The organism is Gracilimonas mengyeensis, from assembly GCF_900182705.1.
GTDB lineage: Bacteria > Bacteroidota > Rhodothermia > Balneolales > Balneolaceae > Gracilimonas > Gracilimonas mengyeensis.
In genome coordinates this window covers 39,800-61,748 of sequence record NZ_FXTP01000021.1, presented here as the reverse complement: position 1 = coordinate 61,748, position 21,949 = coordinate 39,800, and the positions used below count along the sequence as shown (strand labels likewise).

The 21,949-nt window shown below is 39.1% G+C and carries 21 protein-coding genes; 17 read left to right on the top strand and 4 right to left on the bottom strand.

The features are described 5' to 3' along the window. Positions 1 to 384: 384 nt before the first annotated feature. Together FN815_RS18125 and scpB are read right to left on the bottom strand one after the other, a co-directional pair. Positions 385 to 1,215 (bottom strand): pseudouridine synthase, encoded by an 831-nt coding sequence (locus FN815_RS18125; RefSeq protein WP_142456252.1) that lies wholly within the window; start codon positions 1,213 to 1,215, stop codon positions 385 to 387. Continuing rightward, positions 1,212 to 2,099 carry an SMC-Scp complex subunit ScpB gene (gene scpB / locus FN815_RS18120; protein ID WP_142456251.1) on the bottom strand — a complete coding sequence of 296 codons (888 nt, stop codon included), beginning with the start codon at positions 2,097 to 2,099 and terminating at the stop codon, positions 1,212 to 1,214. The genes FN815_RS18125 and scpB overlap by 4 nt, the downstream gene beginning before the upstream one ends. A 1,952-nt stretch (positions 2,100 to 4,051) precedes the next feature. On the opposite strand from scpB, the gene FN815_RS18115 reads away from it, so the two are divergent. From FN815_RS18115 to FN815_RS18045, 15 genes are all read left to right on the top strand, one after another. Continuing rightward, the gene (locus FN815_RS18115) at positions 4,052 to 4,594 is read left to right on the top strand and encodes a nucleotidyltransferase domain-containing protein (protein ID WP_142456250.1); all 543 of its coding nucleotides are present in this window, start codon (positions 4,052 to 4,054) and stop codon (positions 4,592 to 4,594) included. Positions 4,595 to 4,886: 292 nt separating this feature from the next. Beyond that, entirely contained in the window at positions 4,887 to 5,387 is a 501-nt protein-coding gene (locus tag FN815_RS18110) for a UpxY family transcription antiterminator (RefSeq protein ID WP_142456249.1), read from the top strand. An 824-nt stretch (positions 5,388 to 6,211) separates the two neighbouring features. Then, positions 6,212 to 7,174 (top strand): GDP-L-fucose synthase family protein, encoded by a 963-nt coding sequence (locus FN815_RS18105; protein WP_142456248.1) that lies wholly within the window; start codon positions 6,212 to 6,214, stop codon positions 7,172 to 7,174. 67 nt (positions 7,175 to 7,241) lie between these two features. After that, positions 7,242 to 7,607: a four helix bundle protein gene (locus tag FN815_RS18100; protein WP_142456247.1), complete on the top strand. Its 366-nt coding sequence runs from the start codon at positions 7,242 to 7,244 to the stop codon at positions 7,605 to 7,607. 100 nt (positions 7,608 to 7,707) lie between these two features. After that, positions 7,708 to 8,865, top strand: coding sequence for a GDP-mannose 4,6-dehydratase (gene gmd, locus FN815_RS18095; protein ID WP_142456246.1), 1,158 nt, complete (start codon positions 7,708 to 7,710; stop codon positions 8,863 to 8,865). A gap of 82 nt (positions 8,866 to 8,947) precedes the next feature. Then, the gene (locus FN815_RS18090; protein WP_142456245.1) at positions 8,948 to 10,426 is read left to right on the top strand and encodes an O-antigen translocase; all 1,479 of its coding nucleotides are present in this window, start codon (positions 8,948 to 8,950) and stop codon (positions 10,424 to 10,426) included. Next, the gene (locus FN815_RS18085) at positions 10,419 to 11,054 is read left to right on the top strand and encodes an acyltransferase (protein WP_142456244.1); all 636 of its coding nucleotides are present in this window, start codon (positions 10,419 to 10,421) and stop codon (positions 11,052 to 11,054) included. Before FN815_RS18090 ends, FN815_RS18085 begins: the two co-directional genes overlap by 8 nt. Positions 11,055 to 11,080: 26 nt before the next feature. Beyond that, complete coding sequence (locus tag FN815_RS18080; protein WP_142456243.1) at positions 11,081 to 12,088, top strand: nitroreductase family protein; 1,008 nt, start codon at positions 11,081 to 11,083, stop codon at positions 12,086 to 12,088. An 8-nt stretch (positions 12,089 to 12,096) separates the two neighbouring features. After that, positions 12,097 to 13,287 carry a hypothetical protein gene (locus FN815_RS18075; protein WP_142456242.1) on the top strand — a complete coding sequence of 397 codons (1,191 nt, stop codon included), beginning with the start codon at positions 12,097 to 12,099 and terminating at the stop codon, positions 13,285 to 13,287. Further along, positions 13,284 to 14,333: a polysaccharide pyruvyl transferase family protein gene (locus FN815_RS18070; RefSeq protein WP_142456241.1), complete on the top strand. Its 1,050-nt coding sequence runs from the start codon at positions 13,284 to 13,286 to the stop codon at positions 14,331 to 14,333. The genes FN815_RS18075 and FN815_RS18070 overlap by 4 nt, the downstream gene beginning before the upstream one ends. After that, positions 14,330 to 15,265, top strand: coding sequence for a glycosyltransferase family 2 protein (locus FN815_RS18065; RefSeq protein ID WP_142456240.1), 936 nt, complete (start codon positions 14,330 to 14,332; stop codon positions 15,263 to 15,265). Before FN815_RS18070 ends, FN815_RS18065 begins: the two co-directional genes overlap by 4 nt. Before the next feature lie 624 nt (positions 15,266 to 15,889). Further along, positions 15,890 to 16,150: a hypothetical protein gene (locus FN815_RS18060; protein WP_142456239.1), complete on the top strand. Its 261-nt coding sequence runs from the start codon at positions 15,890 to 15,892 to the stop codon at positions 16,148 to 16,150. After that, positions 16,116 to 17,039 (top strand): glycosyltransferase, encoded by a 924-nt coding sequence (locus tag FN815_RS18055; RefSeq protein ID WP_342780498.1) that lies wholly within the window; start codon positions 16,116 to 16,118, stop codon positions 17,037 to 17,039. Before FN815_RS18060 ends, FN815_RS18055 begins: the two co-directional genes overlap by 35 nt. Then, the gene (locus FN815_RS18050) at positions 17,036 to 18,136 is read left to right on the top strand and encodes a glycosyltransferase family 4 protein (protein WP_221930359.1); all 1,101 of its coding nucleotides are present in this window, start codon (positions 17,036 to 17,038) and stop codon (positions 18,134 to 18,136) included. The genes FN815_RS18055 and FN815_RS18050 overlap by 4 nt, the downstream gene beginning before the upstream one ends. Next, positions 18,133 to 18,840, top strand: coding sequence for a WecB/TagA/CpsF family glycosyltransferase (locus tag FN815_RS18045; RefSeq protein ID WP_142456237.1), 708 nt, complete (start codon positions 18,133 to 18,135; stop codon positions 18,838 to 18,840). Before FN815_RS18050 ends, FN815_RS18045 begins: the two co-directional genes overlap by 4 nt. Positions 18,841 to 18,864: 24 nt before the next feature. On the opposite strand, the gene FN815_RS18040 is transcribed toward FN815_RS18045, so the two are convergent. Next, positions 18,865 to 19,110, bottom strand: a complete 246-nt coding sequence (locus tag FN815_RS18040) for a hypothetical protein (protein ID WP_142456236.1) — start codon at positions 19,108 to 19,110, stop codon at positions 18,865 to 18,867. 328 nt (positions 19,111 to 19,438) lie between these two features. After that, complete coding sequence (locus tag FN815_RS18035; RefSeq protein WP_142456235.1) at positions 19,439 to 19,768, bottom strand: GIY-YIG nuclease family protein; 330 nt, start codon at positions 19,766 to 19,768, stop codon at positions 19,439 to 19,441. 284 nt (positions 19,769 to 20,052) lie between these two features. Between FN815_RS18035 and FN815_RS18030 the strand changes: the two genes are divergently transcribed. Both FN815_RS18030 and FN815_RS18025 read left to right on the top strand, forming a co-directional pair. Continuing rightward, complete coding sequence (locus tag FN815_RS18030) at positions 20,053 to 20,316, top strand: hypothetical protein (protein WP_142456234.1); 264 nt, start codon at positions 20,053 to 20,055, stop codon at positions 20,314 to 20,316. A gap of 509 nt (positions 20,317 to 20,825) precedes the next feature. Beyond that, positions 20,826 to 21,935, top strand: a complete 1,110-nt coding sequence (locus FN815_RS18025; RefSeq protein ID WP_142456233.1) for a glycosyltransferase family 4 protein — start codon at positions 20,826 to 20,828, stop codon at positions 21,933 to 21,935. Positions 21,936 to 21,949 lie beyond the last annotated feature (14 nt).

The window sequence follows — 21,949 nt, the reverse complement described above, 5'->3', positions numbered from 1 at the left end:
GCTACCGGACTCCAACACAAATTGAACAACTACTAACAAAGAACATAGCGGCTTGACTACCCTAACTCTCTGTCCTCTTTTTTGTTGCAATTCCACAATTCCGCCTACAACGCCGATGTCCGTCTCAACCATTTATATACTTGCTAAATAGGAAAGTCTCCCTTTGAAGGGAGATCAATCAATTCAATGAGTTCTTGAATTGATTATGAGGGATGTAAGATGCCTGCATAAGCAGATGTCCTTATTTCCTCGTTCCCACGCTCTGCGTTGGAACGAAATGACAGGATTTTGGACCAGTTAAAACAAAAAGTTACGAATAGTGTCACAATTAATAACTACACAAATAACCAATTTTTAATCTGCAATCTGCAATCTGCAATCCCCCTAATTCCCCTTATTAAAATCCAGGGTCTCCAGCTTCACCATCTTCCGGAGGTTATTCACCTCATTCTGACGGAGAAAACGCCAGCGGCCCATAGGCACATCCTTTAAAGTAAGGCCGGCATATTCAATACGTTTCAGCTTGGTTACTTCCGTGCCATGAAATTCCACCATACGACGGATCAAACGGTTCCTTCCTTCAAAAACCGACATCTCAAAAGTATGCGGATCATCCACAAACTGGACTACGTTATAGCCTTTGGCAGGACCGTCTTCGAGTTCAATACCGTCCAGGAACTGCTCCAGTTGCGCTTCTGAAAGCGGGTTGTCTGTCCTCACTTGATAGGTTTTGCGCACACTATAGCTGGGGTGCATCAGCCGGTGAGCCAGGTCACCATCGTTGGTAAGTAAGAGCAGGCCGGTGGTGTTGCGGTCCAGGCGTCCCACAGGATACACACGGTGACCGGTAGCTGATTCGATCTGGTCCATCACTGTAGTGCGGTCTTTTTCGTCATCGGTGGTGGTGATCACATCCTTAGATTTATGCAGTAACAGGTACACAAAAGGCTCAAGGCTCAGATTCTGCCCATCAACAACTACGGTATCCTTACGGCGGACTTTAGTGCCGAGTTCGGTTACCACTTCACCGTTCACTTGTACTTTGCCGGCAGAAATATAGGTATCAGCCTCCCGGCGCGAGCAAAATCCGGCGTGGGCTATAAATTTATTAATCCGGATTTCCTCATCTTGCGAATAATTCTGGTCGGCTTTGGCCGGTTTCTTATAATCGGCCTTGTTTTTATAATTCTTGTTTCCGCCTTTTCCCTTACTCATTCTTCCTCGTTAGTTTGGTCGTTGTCTTTAGTTTCTTTGTTCTTTTTGGGGTGATGATCTTCTTCGCCATTTTGGCCATTGGTAGATATCGGGGCATCCGCATCCTTCTCATCGACAGAATCAGAAGTCTCGCTATCTTCTTCATCCGGATCATCCGGCTTTTGTTCCTCAATGGTTTCCTCCACGCCCTGGTCCTTCATTTCATAAAGGACTTTGTCGATAGCATTTTCCTCTTCCTCAATTTCTTCATCTTCCATCTCGTCCATCATCAACTGGCGTTCCATCAATAACTGCCGATGTTCGGCCATGTCGTCATCTTTCAGGATCTCATCAATCTCACGCGGTTTCGGAAGTTCATCCACCGAGTTAATACCAAAGTGCCGCAGAAAGTGTTTGGTGGTACGATACAGCAGCGGCTTCCCTGGGCTGTCAGCACGACCTGATACTTCAATCAATGCTTTCTCCATTAGTTGCCTTAATATATAACCCGAATCCACACCTCGTATTTGGTCCACTTCCGGTTTGGTGATAGGCTGCCGGTAGGCCACAATAGCCAGCGACTCAATTGCCGACTGCGACAGTTTTCGGTAGGCATTTTCATGCTGAAAGATGCTCAGCCAGTAGTGATATTTCTTTTGGGTGACAAACGTGTATCCGCCGCCCATGCGTTCAATACGAAAACTCAGTCCGTTCTCGTCATAGCGTTGGTTCAGCTTATCAACAAAATCCTGTACCGTTTCTTCGGTGATCTCAATTTGTTCCTCATTATCCACAATAATATCCCGGACTTTAGATCCCGGGATCGGTTCTTCACTGGCAAAAATTAAGGCTTCAATCACTGACGAAAGCCTTGTGCCGTCCACAAATTCATAATCGTTTTTCATAATAAACTGCAAAATGTGCGTTTAGATTGCAATCGTGCAAACTTACGGAAAGTCCCCGCCACAATAAACAACATTGCAGATCAAGCTTGCCCTGCATTATCTAACTCGTTCCTACGCTCTGCGTTGGAACACAATGATGGGTGCGGGGGGATTCAGGATTAAAAATTGAAGATTGAAAATTGGTACGGTGCAAATAAACCAATCTTCCATAGCGCAGCGATTCAATTTTTAATTTTTGGTTTGCTAAAATTGCAAAGCCACTGGCCACAAGCCCATCTGTTTTCCTCTTGTTTAGATTGAAAGTTTTGGTAGTTAAGACCTTCAAAACATTGGTAGTCACATCATGTTTGAACCATGATTTTCAGGATTAAAGGATGAACATGATTTTGTTTTCGAATAGGTATTTCAAGTTCAAAGACCAATTAAAGAGCAAGTCTCCCTTCGAAGGGAGATCACTCAGTCAGTGAGTTCCTGACTGAGTGTGAGGGATGTGAGATGTGGGGATAATTCAAGATTAAAGATTGAGCGTCACGAGATCTTTTAAGTTTGCAACTTAAAAGTTAAAAGCCCTGACTAAGTCTGACATGGCAACTGGCTTTAACCTGACAAGTCTTAGACTTGTATTTTGGTAGTATAGTTGACATGATGAGGAAATAAGGCAGATTAAGCTTGTCTTGCATTTTCGCCCCCTTCTGTCTTCCCCTTGATAAGGGGAAGGACTCATTGGTGAGTTTTGTGGTTGCTAAAATATCAAGGCCCTGGCAAGTTTATCATTGTGAACCACGATTTTAAGGATTAGAGGATGTGCATGATGATAGTTTGTAACCTGAGAACGATAGTGGCTATAAATAGATCTTTTAAGTTTGCAACTTGAAAGTCTAAGTCCTGAGTAAATCTGGCATAGCAAATGGCTTAAACCTGTCAAGTCTTAAACTTGTATTCCGGCAGGATAGTTGACATGATGAGAAAATAAGGCAGATTAAGCTTGTCCTGCATTCTCGACCCCTTCTGTCTTCCCCTTCGTAAGGGGAAGGACTCGTTGGTGAGTTTTGTGGTTACTAAAATATCATGGCCCTGGCAAGTTTATCATTTTGAACCATGATTATCAGGATTAGAGGATGAGCATGATTATTATTTAGAATCTGAGATCAACAGAATCCATAAGTAGATCTTTTAAGTTTACAACTTAAAAGTTAAAGCCCTGACTAAGTCTGACATAGCAAATAGCTTAAACTTGACAAGTCTTAGACTTGTATTCCGGTAGAATAGTTGACAAGATGAGAAAATAAGGCAGATTAAGCATGTCCTGCATTTTCGATCCCATCTGTCTTCCCCTTGATAAAGGGAAGGACTCGTTGGGGAGTTTAAAATCTTACAATTATCAATAGTTGGATGATGGTGGAATATTGAACGGCTCCTATTTGAATTAAGCTTCAATATATGCAATGAAAAATCTCCCTTCGAAGGGAGATCAATCAATTCAATAAGTTTTTGAATTGATTGTGAGGGATATGCGATGTTTGAAGCGGGGATAATTCAAGATCAAACACACACACGGCACAAACTTCCCTTAACAGATACTAATTTTACTTTAAAAGGAAACTCAGTTTCTTTGTCCCGAAATAGTGTTAGGGTATAGCACGCAGTTAGGTTAAAAAAACAGGTTTTCAGTTTCGGGTAGCCTTCCGATTAGAAATTCTTTAACCAGTTGTATACGCTGTTCGAATATGAGTATAATTGATACTCAATATTTTGGTTGCATTTATGTGACTGACGTGGCGAAGCTGTGTTCAAATTGGCCGGCGACAGATGCATTCACAAATAAAATGAATACTTATGTGGGGGTTAAAAGACTTGGTTAAGCAGATGTTTTAATCTGTAAGCCAGGTTTACTGCATCTGAAGCTGGTTTTTAAATCCATTCTATTTTATCACTTTTTCTAAAATGCACATATGCTTGATGCTTTAATATCCAGTCAACTTCGTGTAAAGTTGCTGCTCAAGTTCTTTATTAATCCTGAACTGAAATCTTACTTAAGAGGATTATCAGGAGAATTTGACGTGTCCAGTAACGCTGTTCGGCAAGAGTTAAATAAGTTGGAAGAAGCGGGTATCATTGCTGCAGAAAAAGAAGGGAACAAGAAGCTATTTAGTGTAAATCAGCAATATCCATTGTACAATGAAGTACGGAATTTGCTGATGAAAACAGTAGGCATCGAGCAGGTGGTAGAGAAGGTGATCAACCGTTTGGGTAAACCCAAGAAAGTGTATCTGACCGGTTCTTTGGCACGGGGAAAAGAAGGTCCTACCATAGATTTATATGTAATCGGTGAAGTGAACCGTGATTATTTAAGTTCACTTAACCAAAAAGCCGAGAAACTGACTGGTAAGAAGATACGCATAGCTGTGTTCAGTCCCGCTGAATGGGATCCCAAGTTGCTGGAAAATGAAGACCACGTGCTAATTTTCGAAGGAGATGGGGAAATTGAAGATTGAAAATTAAAAGATGGAAGCGAGGTAAGTTGAATCTTATATCTTTGACCCCTTCTGTCTTCCCCTTCGTAAGGGGAAGGGCTCTTTGGTTAAATTTAATTATAAAAAGTTCACAGATTCTCTTTTATGACCAGAATCAGTCTCCCTTTGAAGGGAGACCAATCAGTCAGTGAGTTCCTGACTGATTGTGAGGGATGTGGGATACTGTATAAGCAAGGATGCTTTACACGCTAGTTTGTTAAAATGAATTCCAAGTAGTACCAAGTTGCAATCTGTAATCTATAATCATTACACCATGCCAACATCACCAAAAAACTGGATGGCCATATACACCCGGGCTCGGGCTGAGAAAAAAGTGCATGACCGGCTTGAGGATCGTGGTTTTGAAGTCTACCTGCCACTCAAGAAAAGTAAACGGCAGTGGAGTGATCGCGTGAAAGTGGTGGCAGTCCCGGTGATATCTTCCTATGTATTTGTCTGTTGTACGGAGAAAGAGCGATTTCAGGTGTTGCAAGATGACGCAGTAGTAAATTTTGTGTTCTACCGCGGAAAACCGGCTGTGATCCGTGATGAAGACATGAACCGTATGTGGAAATTCCTGGCTGATTACAGCCACATGGATTTGAAGGTCAGCAATTTCAAAGCCGGACAAAAAGTAACGGTACAGGCTGGTCCGCTGCAAGGCAGAGACGGCGAAGTGATGTACACCAAAGATTCCCGAGTAGGAATTCGCCTGGAAAGCCTGGGGCTGCAGATCAGCGCCGAGGTCGAAGGAGTGATGCTTGGGGAACATTGAACAAGAAACATTCAACATTGAATGGTTTATTGACTCGTTCCTACGCTCTGCGTTGGAACGCAATGATGGGTTGAATTGGACATCTTCGCCCCCTAGTGCTCGTTACGAACGTCTCGTTCGTGATGCATGCCAGAACCTCCGGTTCTAAAGGTTTGGGAAGTTGAAGGTGCCTGAATTATCGCCCCCATCTGTCTTCCCCTTGGCAAGGGGAAGGATTCTTTGGAAAGTTTGGAGGTGGTTAAAACACTGAAGCTCTGGTAAGTTTATCATTGCGAACCATGATGTTCAGGATTAAAGGATTATCATGATTGTTGCTGACGGTGAGGTTGACCGTAAACGTTAAGTCATATCGGACAAGCGGAAGCGCCGATCCGGGATCTCCTTGATTAAGTTTAATTGCTTGATGTCACGGAGTGTGAGGGATGTGAGATGTATGGGTAATTAAAGATTAAAAATTGAAGATTGTGGTGGTGCCTTAATCCATCTGACGGCTGCTTAAAGATTAGTGCACAAAATCCTGCAGAGAGCCGTCTGATGGATAGCTTAAGGCTCAATTCCTCGAATGCAACCATCGGTCAGACGGGCTTTGTGCCGTCAGACCGAGAGGTGTTAAGAAAGGAACAAAACCACCATCAACAACTACACTACTGATAAATCTGTAATTTGCAATCTGTAATCCAAAGAACCGCTTCCATAACCATAAAAATTTCTAACACTTATAAATTAAAATTGAACTTAGTTTTTGACTAAATTATTCACAGAAAAAATATTAGGGTGAAGCAAGACCAAATCTGTAATCTGCAAATTTCAATCAGCAATCAACAATGAATAAAAACGCAAAGATTTATGTAGCTGGACACCGTGGAATGGTGGGTTCTGCTATTGTTGAAAATTTAAAAGCCAATGGGTACGAGAACTTGTTAACTGCTACCAGCAGTGAACTCGATTTACGGAACCAGAAAGCAACCAATGCTTTTATTGCAGAACAGAAACCGGATGTAGTAATTATTGCAGCTGCCCGGGTAGGTGGAATTCTTGCCAATAATGAATATCCGTGGCAGTTTTTGTATGATAATCTGATGATAGAGGCCAACCTCATTAATGCGGCGCATGAAAACGATATACAGGATTTAATTTTTCTGGGAAGTTCCTGTATCTATCCCAAGCACGCTGATCAGCCACTTAAAGAAGAATATTTATTAACCGGGCCACTGGAGCCTACCAATGAGTGGTATGCCATAGCTAAGATTTCAGGCATTAAATTATGTCAGGCCTTAAATAAACAGTATGGCAGAAAGTACATTTCTATGATGCCTACGAACCTGTACGGGCCCCGCGATAACTTTGATCTGAAAACGTCGCACGTACTCCCCGCCATGATTCGTAAGTTTCATGAAGCCAAGGAAAATGGGCATGCACCGGTGCCTTTGTGGGGAACCGGTTCACCCATGCGCGAATTCTTGCATGTGGAAGATTTGGCTGAGTCCGTATTGTTTATTATGGAATACGAAGATGAGCTGGAATACGACCTCACCAATGCCGGAACCGGAGAAGATCTGACCATTAAGAAACTGGCCGAAACCGTTCAGCAGGTCGTGGGACATGAAGGCGATATCGATTGGGACTCTTCAAAGCCGGATGGCACTCCAAGAAAATTGATGGATGTGTCCCGCATCAACGAACTCGGCTGGAAAGCTGATATTGGATTAGAGGAAGGTATCCGGGATACGTACCAGTGGTTTTTGGATCACCTGGATGAAATTAAAGAAGTGGAAATCAATAGCTGAATAAGCTGAAAGCTCAAGGCTCAAAGTGCTTTCAGATTTGAGCTTTCACCTTCAAACACTATAAAACATGGATTTTGCATTCAAGGATTTACAGGTATGGCAAAAGGCAATTGATTTTGCTGATTATGCGATCTCTCTGACAGAAGATTTGAATACGCCAAGAAAGCATTTTCGACTTGTGGAGCAATTTGAAGCAGCAAGTACCTCAATAGCAATGAATATTGCCGAGGGTAAAGGACGAAATTCGAAAAAAGAGTTTATTCATTACCTGTACATTGCCAGAGGCTCAGCATATGAAACAGTAACATTAGCAATTATTTTTGCACGAAGGAATTGGATAAATAACGAACAGTTAACAAAATTAGAATCAGATGCACTTGAAATAGCATCCATGATCAAAGGTTTGATCAATTCAATACATAAATCAATTTAGAAAAAAAGCTGAAAGGCTGAAGCTGAAAGCTCAAAGTACTTTCAGCTTTGAGCTACACTCTTTTCAGCTTTGAGCTTCCACCTTTCAACTTAAAATAACCATGAGTAAACAAAACAAAGTTGCCTTAATCACTGGCATCACCGGACAAGACGGGGCTTACCTGGCTGAACTATTAATCAAAAAAGGGTACATCGTACACGGTATAAAACGAAGAGCTTCCCAGTTCAATACCGATCGTATTGATCACTTGTACCAGGATCCGCATGAGAAAGATCAACGGCTTATTTTGCATTATGGGGATTTGTCTGACTCTTTAAACATCACTCGCATTATTCAAGAATCCCAGCCGGATGAGATTTATAACCTCGGGGCTATGAGTCATGTGCAGGTAAGTTTTGATTCTCCTGAATATACCGCCAATGTGGATGCATTGGGAGTTCTTCGTGTATTGGAAGCAGTGCGGCTATTGGGTATGACCGAAAAAACCAAGATCTACCAGGCCTCCACTTCAGAATTATACGGACTGGTACAGGAAGTACCCCAATCCGAAACCACTCCGTTCTATCCCCGCTCGCCTTATGCCGCGGCTAAGTTGTACGGCTACTGGATTACCGTAAACTACCGTGAAGCCTACGACATGTATGCCTGTAACGGTATTTTGTTTAACCATGAATCTCCGCTGCGTGGTGAGACTTTTGTAACCCGGAAAATTACGCGTGCTGCTGCCAAAATTGCTTTAGGACTCCAAGACAAAATGTACATTGGTAACATGGATGCCAAACGCGACTGGGGCCATGCTAAAGATTACGTAGAAGCCATGTGGCTGATGCTGCAACAAGACAAAGCAGAAGACTTCGTAATCGCCACTGGAGTAACCACCAAAGTACGCGACTTCATTATCGCCGCCTTTAATGAGGTTGGAATTAAACTGAGATTTGAAGGCGAAGGTGTGGAAGAAATTGGAATCATCGACTCAGTGGATGAAGCGAAATACAAAGCTGCCACCAATCTTTCTGCTTCGGACTTTCAGCTTTCAGCCGGCGAAGCCGTCATTGAAGTAGATCCCCGCTATTTCCGTCCCACCGAAGTGGATTTGCTGATTGGCGATCCCACGAAAGCCCAGGAAAAACTTGGGTGGAAACCCAAGTATGATCTGCAAGGCCTTTTGGAAGATATGATGAAAGAAGATGTGAAGCTCTTCCAAAAAGATCTGGATTTGAAAGAGGCTGGACACAAGGTTTTAACGCAAGCTGAGTAATTAATACTATTACTATTCATTGGAAAAATTGGTTTAGGAATTTGGTAAGAGATATAATGATTTGTAACACTTTTATGTCTATATGAATAATTCCTATAAAAGCATTATTAAATCGAATGGGCTTATTGGGTTTGTCCAAGTCTCAAAAATGTTTTTTGGGCTAATCCGTAACAAGGTAATTGCTGTTTTATTAGGAACTCAAGGTTTTGGGGTTTGGAGTCTTTACATGACTTACCTTGAGATGGTTAATACTTTTTCTACACTTGGATTAGATAAAAGTGGGGTAAGAGAAATTTCCAAGATTTCTGATGATGAAGAGGCAGTAGCTAAATGTATTTATGTATTCCGGAGAACACTATTAGTTTCATCATCCTTTTTTGCTTTATTATCAATTATATTCTCAAAAACTATTAGTAGATCACTTTTTGATTCTAGTGAATATGCAATAGGGATAGTAATTGTTTCTTTCGCTATAATCTTCAATAGTGTTTCAAAAGGCCAAGTTTCAATCTTAAATGGTTTAAGAGACTTAAAAGGACTTGCTCTGAGTCAAATATTAGGTTCTTTTGTAGGCACAGTCTCAACAATCATATTTGTTTATTGGCTAGGAATAGATGGTATTCCTTTTTACCTATTTTTGGTAGGCTTAACACTGGTAATGTCAACTTGGTGGTTTGTTAGAAAATTAAGAATACCAGTTATTAAACCTGAATTTAATGAGTACAAAAAACTATTATTTCAGTTAGTAAAACTTGGGTTAGGTTTTAGTATCGCTGGTATCATATTTTCTTTTATGACTTACTTGTCCAAGGTATATCTTTCTCAAAATTTTGATGTCGAGGTTGTAGGTATCTACCAAGCGAGTTGGACTATTTCAAACCTATATGTTGGTATTTTATTGACAGCTATGGGTATTGATTTTATGCCAAGACTTATGAAAGTGATAGACAGTGAAAAAAGAATGAATACGCTGATAAATGAGCAAATGGAATTGGGGTTATTAGTTTCAAGCATTGGTATTATATTCGTGCTTTTTTTTGCTCCATTGATTCTGCAAGTTTTGTACTCTAAAAGCTTCGTGGTTGGAGAAGAAATAATAAGATGGCAAATTCTGGGGGTAAGTTTAAGAGTTTTAGGCTTTCCATTTAGCCACACGATAATGGCAAGAGAGAAACCAATAATTTATGTTTTAGTTCAATCTTTATTTTCTGTAAGTGATTATTTATTAATAATATTTTTTTCCAATCTATATGGGTTCGATGGTTTAGGAATAAACTACTTTATAGCATACCTGCTATACTTGTCAGTTACTGGCGTTATTTGCTATAAAATGTTTAGTTACAAACCATCAATGTTATTATTAAGAATTATACTGATTGTGTACTCAATCATACTTGGTTCATGGATTGTGACTGATATTTATTCAGGTATATATATTAATATACTAGGAATAATAGTATTATTGGTAATGTCATGGTGGATTGATCAAGTGCTGAAAAAAAACATGTCGATTTCATTGATAAATATGATATTAAAAAAAATAAAAAAATCTAATGATTAACTGGAAATTGTTTCTAAAAATAAATCCTGTTAAATCGGTTTTATATAGTCTTAGAAGTAATGGAATAGTTTTAGTAGGGTGGGGTAGTAAAATATTTATGGGTAAAGATTCTAAGATTGTTTTTTCTAAGAATAGAACACCTCTTTATATAGGTGTTAATTTTAATTATCCCGTACCCACTATAGTTGATATTCATGATAAAGGTAGAATGATAGTAGGAAAATCTGTTTATTTAAATAGAGGATGCAAAATTGTAGTGGGTAAAGGTGCTCAGCTAAAAATTGGAAGTAATAGTTTTCTAAATGAGAACAGTAGATTGCACTGTCGATTAAGTGTTTCAATAGGAGAAAAATGTGCTATTTCTTGGAATGTCAATATACTGGATACGGATGAACACGGAATTTATAGCAATGGAAATTTATTGAATGAGAATAAGCCTGTAAAAATTGGAAGTAATGTTTGGATTGGAGCAAATAGCACAATACTCAGAAATACTCAAATTGAAGATAATTGCATTATAGGGGCTAATTCTCTAGTAAAAGGAAAGCTAAGTGGTAATACAATTTATGCTGGTAACCCATTGCAAGCTATAAAAGAATTCGAATATTGGGGAAAGATGAGGCATTAAATGATTTATGGAAATAAGAAATTATTATGAAGAATTTTTTAAGAAAAATATTACCAAGGTTTTTATTCCTATATTTGAAAGATATTGTACGGGTTGTACCTATTTTTTTGTCGTATTGCTATGACTTTAAAAGATACTTTAAACATTCTGCATCAAGAAAAGCTGATTATAAGGGGAAGCTTGCCGCCGAAATAATAATGGGTTATCATGTTGTGGAAAAAGGGCTTACAATGCCAAAAACAAGATATGGTTTTGGAAAAGAGCGCATTCGTAAATTGTGCGGTAAATGTAAAGAGTATATTCTAAAGTTTGGTGATTCTGATAGTCAAGTAAAGCACGCGGTTAGTGTTTTAAGAGAATACGTAGATTTCCATGAGGAAGTAGGATATCAATTAGATGCTGATTTGTTGGAAGACATATTTGAAGTGCGAAATTTGATAGAAATAGTAAATTCTAAGCAAATAAAAACAACCAGGTCAGAGTATTTTTCTAATGTTAGAAAACCTTTTAAGGAGTTTTCAAATTCGAGATCAAGTCTTAGAAATTACAGTAAAGTAGATATCCCAAAAGAGAAAATTGTTGATATATTAGACTTGTGCAGGAATACACCTTCAGCGTGTAATAGACAAGCTTATAGAGTGAATGTGTATACCGAGAAATCATTGATCCAAAAGATTCTAAAAAAGCAGGGAGGCAATAGAGGGTTTGGGCATCTTGCTAATAAACTATTAATAGTTACTTGCGATTTAAATATGTATTTCAACGTAAGTGAGAGGAATCAGGCTTTTATTGATGGAGGTATTTATGCAATGAATTTACTTTATTCACTCCATTATCATGAAGTTGCAGCCTGTATATTGAATTGTAGTCATACCCCAAAAAAAGACAAAGAACTTCGAAAATTATGTATGATAAATGAATCAGAAGTATTCATTGCTATGATTGCATGTGGTATACCTCCGGAAGAGTTTTCAATAGCTTCTTCAAAAAAGTATGAGTTAGATAGAACTGTATGTTATCCTGAGGAAGAATAACCGACAAAATGCAAAGTAGATTACTATTTATTATTTCAATTTATTGCTCACTCCATTTCTTTGGCTTGTACCATAGATTAGGAGGACGCACTACATTTATATTGATTGATGCTATTGGTTTTGCATTAATCCTTCTCATTCTAATTGCTGGCAGAAATAAAATTAACAAAGCAAATCAGCGATTTTATACTCCACTAATAATTTTATTTTTCTTTCTTTTTTTAAGTGCAGTCTCTTGTCTATGGTTTCATTCCCAGAGTATGATAGCTACCTTTATTTCAATGAGGTATTGGGGCTTTTTGGCACTTTATTTTGTATACCACAAGTTAAATCTGGAAAAAAAATGGCTCGAAAAGTTTATAATTTATTCTTGTCTGATATACATAGGGATATTTTATTTGCAGTTCATTCTTTTTCCATTTGATATTGTCCCTTTGGGGCGAATTGATAGCTTTGACAGGGGCTTATTAAGAATAAGAATTGAAGGGGCAGGTTTCTTAATGCTTGCAGGTTTTTTATCGTTAAACAGATTTTTGGTTTATGGTAAAAAGCGTCGTCTTTTATTTTATTTTATATGTCTGGTTACCCTTTTCATGCTCGGTTTTAGGACGTTTCTTGCAACAAGCATAATTACTAGTATTTATTTAATAATAAGAGTAAGTAATAACTCTGTGTTATTGCTTCGAAATATTGCAATTACATTTATTATAGGATACATGGTATACAGTGTTCCAACTGTAAATGAATTTATTGAAGATATGTTTGTTCGGACATCCTCACAGATAGAACAAGAGGAAAATTATATAAGGATACAAACATTCTATTTTTTTAGTGAACAAGTTAATGTAAATGAGTTTAGTTTAATTTTTGGGAATGGTTTTCCGCAGGAGGATAGTAGCTATGGTAAATTTGTATATAATAGAGGAGTTCAAGATCAAGGCTTTATATTTGCCGATATAGGACTTATTGGATTCACATTTATTTATGGATTGCTTAGTTTATTTTTGTTTTTATACCTTTTTATTAAAGGTATATTTATTAAAACTAATCGACAAGATGTATATTTGAGTGCATATCTTCTTTACTTGATAATATCATCAATAACGACAGTAGAAATATATAGAACTGGTATGTTTGGAATAGAAGCTTTGGTGTTTTATTTAATTGATAAATCTACGTATAAAAGAAGTATAAAATGAAAGTAATTATATTGACATTCTATAAAGCAAATAATTATGGGGCATTGCTTCAGTGTTATGCTTTATCTCAAAAGGTTAAAGAATATGGACACGAAGTTGAACTGCTTGATATTCCCTTGAAGAAAGATTCAAAAAAGAAATTTGGAATAAAGGGAAAAGTAAGAGAATGGTTAATAAAGAATAGAACTGGTAAATTTAGAAAAAAATATTTACCTGATTCTTCAAAAGTATTCGATGAGGTTTCTTTAAAACAGAATTACCCTGAAGCTGATCTATATATAGTTGGTAGCGATCAAGTGTGGAATTACGATATTACTAAAGAAGATCAATTGCTGTACTATTTTAATTTTCTAAAAAATAATGAAAAGAGAATATCTTATGCTGCTAGTTTTGGATTAGATGAGAAGGATTATAATCCAAGTAATGCTAGTGAAATAAGAGATCATTTAAAAAAATTCTCAGGAATTAGTATAAGAGAGGAAGTAGGAGTTAACATCTGTAAGAGTTTTTATGGAATTCAATCTGTCAAAGTTCTTGATCCTGTCTTTTTACTTAGATCTTATGATTTTCTATTAGAAAATAAAAAAGAAAATAATAAAAAAACTATTGTCAGTTATAAGTATTCTAAGAATGAGAAATGGTATGATGATCTTCATGACTTATCCCAAAAGATGGAATTGAAGCCCATTTCGTTGAATGATATAATTTTGAATAAGAATATTAAAGCTATTCCATTTCCCACAGTTGAAAAATGGGTTACGACGATCTCTAATGCGTCATTCGTAATCACTGACTCTTTTCACTGCATGGTATTTGCGATCTTATTTAAGAAAGATTTTGTTGTACTTCCTTCATCTTATAAAAGAAGTTCTAGGATGAAATCCCTTTTAAGTGATTTAGGACTTTCCGATAGATATTTTCAAACTTATGAAGAGGTCGTAGAATCAAAAATTTGGGAAAAAAAGATTAATTATCCCTCTGTCTTTAGTAAGATTGAAGATCTAAGAAAGGACTCGATTAACTTTTTAGAAAAGTTTTTAAAATGATAAGTTTCTTTTATAAACAATTTAATAAAACTTTTGACCCTGTTTCTGGTAAAAAGCATAATGATAATTATAATAAAATAAAGAGATTATTTTATAAGTATTTATTAAATTTGATAGCCCCAATATTCTTTAAATTAAAAGAGAATAATAAAGTAAATAATAAATTTAAAGAAAAATATGGAGAAATTGACTTTATAGTTAGTTTAACGTCATTTCCTTTGCGTATCGATAAATTATGGATAGTAATTGAATCCATTTTAAACCAAAATATTCCCCCTAGTCAGATTTATTTATGGCTTGCTAAAGATCAATTTCCAACTGATGAATCCATACCTGATAGACTAAAAAAGTTAACAGATAGGGGGCTAAGGATAAGAATGTGTGATGAAGATCTTAAGTCACACAAAAAATATTATTACGCAATGCAAGAGTTTCCTAATAAAGTAATAATAACATTGGATGATGACATTATTTATTCACCAGATACATTGCAATTCTTATTAGATAAGTATTTAGAGAATCCTGATTGTGTATGTGCTAATCGTTGTTGTATCATCGACAAAAACGCAAGTTATAATGATTGGGAAACAATTAATTCAAAGCCACTAAAAAGTAATAAACTATTACCTACTGGCTGTGGAGGGGTTTTGTACCCACCTAATTCATTATATAAAGATGTTCTAAAGAAAGAGATATTTATAGAAACATGTTTCTATGGAGATGATTTATGGCTTAATTCTATGGCCTATTTGAATGGTACCAATGTTTTATACACTGGTTATGATAAAAGGTTGATTTCCATCTTATATAGAGAAAATTATGATTTACATAGTTTGAATGTGGGTGAGAATAGTAGAAATGATAAACAAATCTCTGCAATAAGAATGTATTACAAAAAAAAATTAGGTGTAGACCCATTTGATAGAGAATAATTAATATAACTTGATTGTATCGAATTAGAGTTTGGCAAGATCTATAATGAAATTAAAAAGAACATGTAATTATTTTAAAGGTATTAATTAGTTATGGTAAAGAAATATTTCTATACTTTTTTTAATCCTAAAAAAAACTTAAGGATATTTAGAGTGTATAGAGAAAATAATCATTTTGGGAATGGGGTGAAGAGGGTGTACCACCATCATCTTATGAAAACTGGTGGAACCTCTTTAAATAACATGTTCCTTAACCTATCGCACAATCAGAAGGATCGAGAAGCTGATTTATATAGCAAATTGATGAGTCAAATTGACTTACGTTTGTTTCATAATAATTGGGTTTTTACAGCTTGGAATCAATTGTCATTAAGTTCTGGTTTGTGGCATTATGGGTGGTCACATCGTCCTATTTATAAGACAATATTGCCGAACGGTACTTTTACAATTACAACATTGAGGGACCCACGTCAAAGGGTGTTTTCACGATATAAACAGCTAATTAAATATTATAATGACGGAAACCCTATTCGAAATCATCCAAAAGAATTTGGATGGTAAGGGAATAGTTTTAATGATTATTTAAAAAATATTCCTAGTGAAGAGTTGTGCCACCAACTCTATATGTTTTCAAAACATTTAGACGTCGAAGAGGGATTGAAACAACTTGCTTCGATAGATTATATCATTGATTTAAAAAACTTTGACGAAGACATTAAAAATATAAATGACATATTGTGTGTAAAATTAAAACCAATTCACACGAGAAAAAATATGGCAAAGAAAGAAATAGACTTAGAAGAAGTTTTCCAGCCTATAAAAAGTAAAATGGAACCTGAGTTAGAGTTTTATGCAAAAGCTCTTGAATATAAGTCAGTTTTGTAATTCAATGGATTTAGCACCAGTAATAATATTTTGTTACAATCGGCTTAATGAAACTCAACAAACTATCCAAGCATTAAAAGAAAACTATTTGTCTGAAAAAAGTATACTATTCATATTTTCAGATGGTCCAAAAAAGTTCAAAGATCATGCCAAAGTAAAAGAGGTGCGGGAGTTCCTGCAGACAGTTGAAGGTTTCAAGTCAATTGAGATAGTAAAGTCGAAAGAAAATAATGGACTAGCCCAATCCATCATTTCAGGTGTAAGCCAAGTCATTGAAGAATATGGTAAAGTGATTGTTCTTGAAGACGACCTGATAACTTCTCCAAATTTTCTTGACTTCATGAATCAGGCATTAGATTTTCACCAAGATTCAGAAGATATCTTTTCCATCTCTGGCTATACTATGGATCTGCCATCATTAAAAGATTATCCTAAAGATTATTATGTAGGATACCGTGCTTCTTCCTGGGGCTGGGGCACCTGGAGAGAGCAGTGGGAGAAAGTCGATTGGGAAGTATCCAATTATTCCGGTTTTAAATGGAATTTAGCTGAACAACTAAAATTTATGCGCGGGGGCTCCGATTTACCCCGAATGTTATCGAAGCAAATGAACGGTAAAATTGATTCCTGGGCGGTTCGGTGGTGCTATGATCAATTTAAAAGAGATATGTACACCGTATTTCCTTCAACATCCAAAGTGGTAAGCATTGGATTTGGGGAAGATGCCACTCATACTAAGGATACTAACCGCTTTGATACTATCCTTGACCAAGGAGAACAGCGGGACTTCGAATTTGAAGCCGAAACAAAGATTGATAAAATTTTGGCGAAGGAATTCAGAAAGAAATTTTCTTTTAAAAACCGATTATTAGAAAAGATTACCCTGTGAAAAAAAACATACTCTTTATTCTCCAACTTCCTCCACCAGTTCACGGTTCATCCATGGTGGGCGAGTTTATAAAGGAAAGTTCTAGGATTAACGGAGCGTTCAATACCCGTTATATAAATCTATTAGCCTCCAAAAACGTTAGTGATTCTGGGAAGGTAAGTATTGGCAAAATAATGGTCTTCATCAGCATTTGGTTTCAGTTGCTTAAAGAACTGAGTAACAACAAACCGGACCTATGTTACCTTGCCCTGAGTGCCACTGGGGCAGCTTTTTTCCGGGATGTGTTGTTGGTCTCTTTATTAAAAGTATTTGGGGTGCGGCGTGTATATCACATGCATAATAAAGGTGTGAAAACCCACGGGAAGCAAAAGCTGTATGATTTCTTCTATTCGTTTATGTTTAAAGATACCGATGTCATCATGCTTTCTGAATATTTGTATGAGGATGTAGATGATTATGTAGGCAAGCAACAGGTGCATGTTTGCCCCAATGGCATCCCCGAACCTGATTATGTGGAAAGTGAGGAATCTGAAAAGGAAGTATCCCTGCTATTTTTGTCTAACTTGATTGAATCCAAAGGGGTCTATGTATTATTGGAGGCCTGTGAAAAACTCCGAGAGAAGGGGTTAAGCTTTAAGTGTACATTTATTGGTGGAGAAGGAGATGTTTCTGAACCTCAGATAAACCAGGTAATCAAAGAAAGAGGGCTGGAGAAACAGGTAGTATATGCTGGAAAAAAATACGGTGAAGAAAAAGAAAAAGCCTTCTCAAAAGCCGACATTTTCGTATTTCCCACCTTTTATGATAAAGAATGCCTGCCACTGGTTTTGATTGAAGCGATGCAGCACCGGTTGCCGGTGGTCTCGACTTACGAAGGTGGTATCCGGGATTTGGTGGATTCAGGTAAAACCGGTTACCTGGTGGAGCAGAAGAATGTTGAAGAACTGAGCGAAAAACTGGAAGAGCTAATCAGAGACAAAGAGCTTAGACAAAAAATGGGTAAAGCCGGCAGAGAAAAATATGAAGCCAGGTTTACTCTGCAAAAGTTCGAAGAACGAATGACTGAAATATTAACCCAGGTAGTGCAAAAATCATGAGGCTTCAGGATTACCAGGTGTACGGCGGGGAGTTGTCCGAGATTAAAAAGGACAAGGTCCTAATAAATACCATCAATGCTCATTCCTACAATGTATCCCGGAAGGATGCATTATTTACGGATTCACTAAAAAATTGCGATGTACTGATCCCGGATGGCATTAGTGTAGTGTGGGCCCTAAAGTGGTTAAACGGTACCCAGCTAAAGAAAATAGCCGGGGCCGATTTATTCTTTTATGAAATGGACCGACTGCAACAGCAGGGTGGCTCTTGTTTCTTTTTGGGGAGTACAAACGAAACCCTTAAAAGAATAAAGAACCGTGCTGCTGAAGAATATCCTGATGTAACGGTCGGTACCTATTCTCCGCCGTATAAACCTGAATTCTCCGAAGAAGATTCTGCAGCCATGGTGCAGGCCGTAAATGAGATGCAGCCGGATGTGTTATTTATCGGCCTGACAGCACCAAAACAGGAAAAATGGGCATACCAACATTTAGACGCTCTTGAAACAGGACATATCTGCTGTATCGGAGCCGTATTTGATTTTTATGCTGGCACCATCACCCGCGCCCCCCAATGGATGATTGATGCCGGTCTCGAGTGGTTGTACCGATTAGTCCGCGAGCCCAGACGCATGTGGCGCCGTTACCTGGTAGGTAATGTCAAGTTTCTATGGGCTGTCAGCCGCGAGAAGTTCTCTAAGTAGTCACTAAATCACCAGTCATCCCGGTCAAGCCGCAGCGGAGTGAAGGCGCCGAACCGGGATCTCCTTCCACATGGCTTGGTGGTGGCAATGTCCCCCCTTAGCCAGAGCGTTGCCCGTACCAAGGAGATCCCGCATCTCCGCTTCGCTGCGTGCGGGATGACTGGGTGGTGGGAAGAGAAAGATAGAAAAAAGGCAGTCATCCCGGTCCGGCCGTAGCGATAGCGGAGGTGCAGAACCGGGATCTCCCGCCATATGGTGCGATGGCGCCAAAGCCCATTGGCAAGTGCGTTGCCTGCATCAAGGAGATCGCGGGTCTATGCCCGCGATGACTAATCCTTTACTACAAAAAGGCAGTCGTCCCGGACAAGTCGTAACGAAGTGAAGGCGCAGATCCGGGACCTCCCACCACATGGAGCGATGGTGCTAACGTCCTCCCTGGCCAGAGCGTTGCCCGTACCAAGGAGATCCCGCATCTCCGCTCTGCTACGTGCGGGATGACTGGGTAGGAAAAGTTAAATAAAAAACCAAGTCATCCCGGTCAAACCGTAGCGATAGCGGAGGTGTAGAACCGGGATCTCCCGCCAAGGTTTATGTTGTACTATCCATCCTCATCATCCAACAACCCCGGCTGACCAAGAGTAGAAACCTCAGACCACAGATCAACCATCTCAGGATTTATAGTTTTAATAAGCTCAATCTTCCAGGCTTGCTTCCATCTCTTTACTCGCTTTTCCGCCTGGATGGCCTCAAGCATAGTTGGGAACTCTTCATAATACAACAGTTCCCTGATATTATACTTTTTGGTAAAGTGACAGCCTCTTCCTCTTCGGTGATCATATACCCGTTCAAGCAGCTGTGAAGTAACTCCGGTGTAATACACCGTGCGATGCTTGTTTGATAATATATATAGATATCCCTTTTTGCTCATTTGCTAAGTAAGAGCGATGAAAAGGCAAATCCTTACAATGTTTTTTAAGATCCAGTCATCCCGGACAAGACGAAGTGAAACGGAGTCGCAGATCCGGGATCTCCCGCCACATGGTAGGGTGGTGCAACGCATTCCTTGGCCAGTGCGTTGCCCGTGCCGGGGAGATCCCGCATCTCCGCTCCGCTGCGTGCGGGATGACTGGGTAGGGGAAGTTAAATAAAAAACCAAGTCATCCCGGTCAAGCCGCAGTGGAGCGAAGGCGCTGAACCGGGATCTCCCGCAACATGATGCGATGGCGCCAAAGCCCCTTGGCCAGTGTGTTGCCCGTATTAAGGAGACCCTTCGTTCATTCGCTCCGTTACACTACGCTCATTCCTCAGGGTGACGGGGCGTGTGGGTACAACCGGGTGCCGCCTGTGGCGTCAATGCCCGTGCCGGTCATGCCGACCAGCGGGAGGCTAAGTATGTATAAAAAAGGCCCCGGTCATCCTGAACGGAGTCCCAAGAATTCGGGACGAAGTGAAGGATCTCCCGGAAACGACCTGTGATGTGTAAAAACGTACCGTTGGGAAGAGGGTTGCCCGTACCGGGGAGATCCCGCATCTCCGCTCCGCTGCGTGCGGGATGACTCGTTGGGAGAAGTGAGATAGAAAAAGGCAGTCAACCGGCACCGGCATGAAACGGATACGAGCGTTCTCCTCCTTGCTGAAGGAGAAGACAGAAGAGGTCGAGAAGCCTGGAGTAGCAGGTAGTAAGCATTCGCCCGGAAAGCTATAAACAGAACAACCAAAAAAAGTAAACACCAGTCATCCCGGTCAAGCCGCAGTGGAGCGAAGGCGCTGAACCGGGATCTCCCACCACATGAGGCGGTGGAGCCAAAGCCTTCCTTAGCAAGCGCATTACCCGTACCAAGGAGATCCCGCATCTCCGCTCTGCTACGTGCGGGATGACTTGTTGGGGCCAGATCGTCTCTCAGAAACATCTCTCATGATTATCTCTCGTACTTTGGTATATTCGAAAAACTAAATCACTGGAAAGTAAACAAGACAAGCCACCCTTGAATATTGCCATCACTACGCATGTTAATCCTGCAGTAAGCAACGGTCTGGGGCAATACATACGCTATCTGATTAAGGGATTGGAGGAAGTGGATTCCCCTCATGCCTTTTATATTATAGTAAATAAGGATTTTGAAAGTTTTTTAACCGTATCTCATCCTAATTTTAAATTCATCCGGGTAGATATTCCACACCATCCTAGGAAGATTATGCGGCCCTGGTACTTCTTTTGGCAAAATGCATTAGCCGGAAAACTCTTTCAGAAATACGATATTGATGTATTTCATCTGCCCAATCCTGTTCCTTTGTATAACACGTTTGATGTTCCGCATGTAGTGACCTTGCATGATTTAGCAGAGCAACATGGACAACGACACTCCGGACTTCACCAAAAATTCAGGATGTGGGTCAATAAGCTTTCTGCCGAGAAAGCATCTGATATTTTGACTGTATCTGAATTTTCAAAGAAGGAAATAATAACCGAGATGGGCATCCCTGAAGATAAAATCCGCGTAACTTACCCGGGCTTAACTATAGATCCATCTTCTGCTATATCAAAAAAAATGAATAGTCAAAGGCCCTATTTGTTACATGTGGGGGGCTCCCGGAGAAATAAGAATGTAGAGCGTTTGATTGCGGCCTATCTTTCATCATCTACCCGAGAAAAGATGGATCTCTATTTTGTAGGGGAAACTGTCAACCTGAACAAGTCGCAAAACGAGCTAAAAAAACTGAGAAAAAAGGGCGTACACTTTAAAGGATATGTAACAGAGGAGGAACTTCTGGGCTATTATCAACAGGCCTACGCCTTGGTGTATCCGTCGTTATATGAGGGCTTTGGGCTGCCAGTTTTAGAAGCCATGGCTCTGGGCGTTCCGGTTATTACATCCAATTGTACATCCTTGCCTGAAGTAGCCGGAGATGCGGCTTTAATGGTAAAACCGGAATCCATTATTTCAATCAGGAAGGCTATAGAAAAATTAGGCTTGGATGATGGACTTAAGGAACAGCTGATTAAAAAGGGTAAACAGCAAAGCCGGAAATTTGACTGGAAAACGGCAGCTCAAAAAACGATACTTGTTTACGAACAAGCGGCAGGATATCAATAAATTTTAAAATCTAA

What these genes read in the sequence shown, in the direction of transcription:
- FN815_RS18045 (WP_142456237.1), top strand. Translation starts at nt 18,133, where the DNA reads ATGAGGCTTCAGGATTACCAGGTGTACGGCGGGGAGTTGTCCGAGATT.
- FN815_RS18030 (WP_142456234.1), top strand. Translation starts at nt 20,053, where the DNA reads ATGATGCGATGGCGCCAAAGCCCCTTGGCCAGTGTGTTGCCCGTATTA.
- FN815_RS18105 (WP_142456248.1), top strand. Translation starts at nt 6,212, where the DNA reads ATGAATAAAAACGCAAAGATTTATGTAGCTGGACACCGTGGAATGGTG.
- FN815_RS18090 (WP_142456245.1), top strand. Translation starts at nt 8,948, where the DNA reads ATGAATAATTCCTATAAAAGCATTATTAAATCGAATGGGCTTATTGGG.
- FN815_RS18085 (WP_142456244.1), top strand. Translation starts at nt 10,419, where the DNA reads ATGATTAACTGGAAATTGTTTCTAAAAATAAATCCTGTTAAATCGGTT.
- FN815_RS18100 (WP_142456247.1), top strand. Translation starts at nt 7,242, where the DNA reads ATGGATTTTGCATTCAAGGATTTACAGGTATGGCAAAAGGCAATTGAT.
- FN815_RS18110 (WP_142456249.1), top strand. Translation starts at nt 4,887, where the DNA reads ATGCCAACATCACCAAAAAACTGGATGGCCATATACACCCGGGCTCGG.
- FN815_RS18125 (WP_142456252.1), bottom strand. Translation starts at nt 1,215, where the DNA reads ATGAGTAAGGGAAAAGGCGGAAACAAGAATTATAAAAACAAGGCCGAT.
- FN815_RS18055 (WP_342780498.1), top strand. Translation starts at nt 16,116, where the DNA reads ATGCAAAAGCTCTTGAATATAAGTCAGTTTTGTAATTCAATGGATTTA.
- gmd (WP_142456246.1), top strand. Translation starts at nt 7,708, where the DNA reads ATGAGTAAACAAAACAAAGTTGCCTTAATCACTGGCATCACCGGACAA.
- FN815_RS18080 (WP_142456243.1), top strand. Translation starts at nt 11,081, where the DNA reads ATGAAGAATTTTTTAAGAAAAATATTACCAAGGTTTTTATTCCTATAT.
- FN815_RS18035 (WP_142456235.1), bottom strand. Translation starts at nt 19,768, where the DNA reads ATGAGCAAAAAGGGATATCTATATATATTATCAAACAAGCATCGCACG.
- FN815_RS18115 (WP_142456250.1), top strand. Translation starts at nt 4,052, where the DNA reads ATGCTTGATGCTTTAATATCCAGTCAACTTCGTGTAAAGTTGCTGCTC.
- scpB (WP_142456251.1), bottom strand. Translation starts at nt 2,099, where the DNA reads ATGAAAAACGATTATGAATTTGTGGACGGCACAAGGCTTTCGTCAGTG.
- FN815_RS18065 (WP_142456240.1), top strand. Translation starts at nt 14,330, where the DNA reads ATGATAAGTTTCTTTTATAAACAATTTAATAAAACTTTTGACCCTGTT.
- FN815_RS18060 (WP_142456239.1), top strand. Translation starts at nt 15,890, where the DNA reads ATGTTTTCAAAACATTTAGACGTCGAAGAGGGATTGAAACAACTTGCT.
- FN815_RS18070 (WP_142456241.1), top strand. Translation starts at nt 13,284, where the DNA reads ATGAAAGTAATTATATTGACATTCTATAAAGCAAATAATTATGGGGCA.
- FN815_RS18075 (WP_142456242.1), top strand. Translation starts at nt 12,097, where the DNA reads ATGCAAAGTAGATTACTATTTATTATTTCAATTTATTGCTCACTCCAT.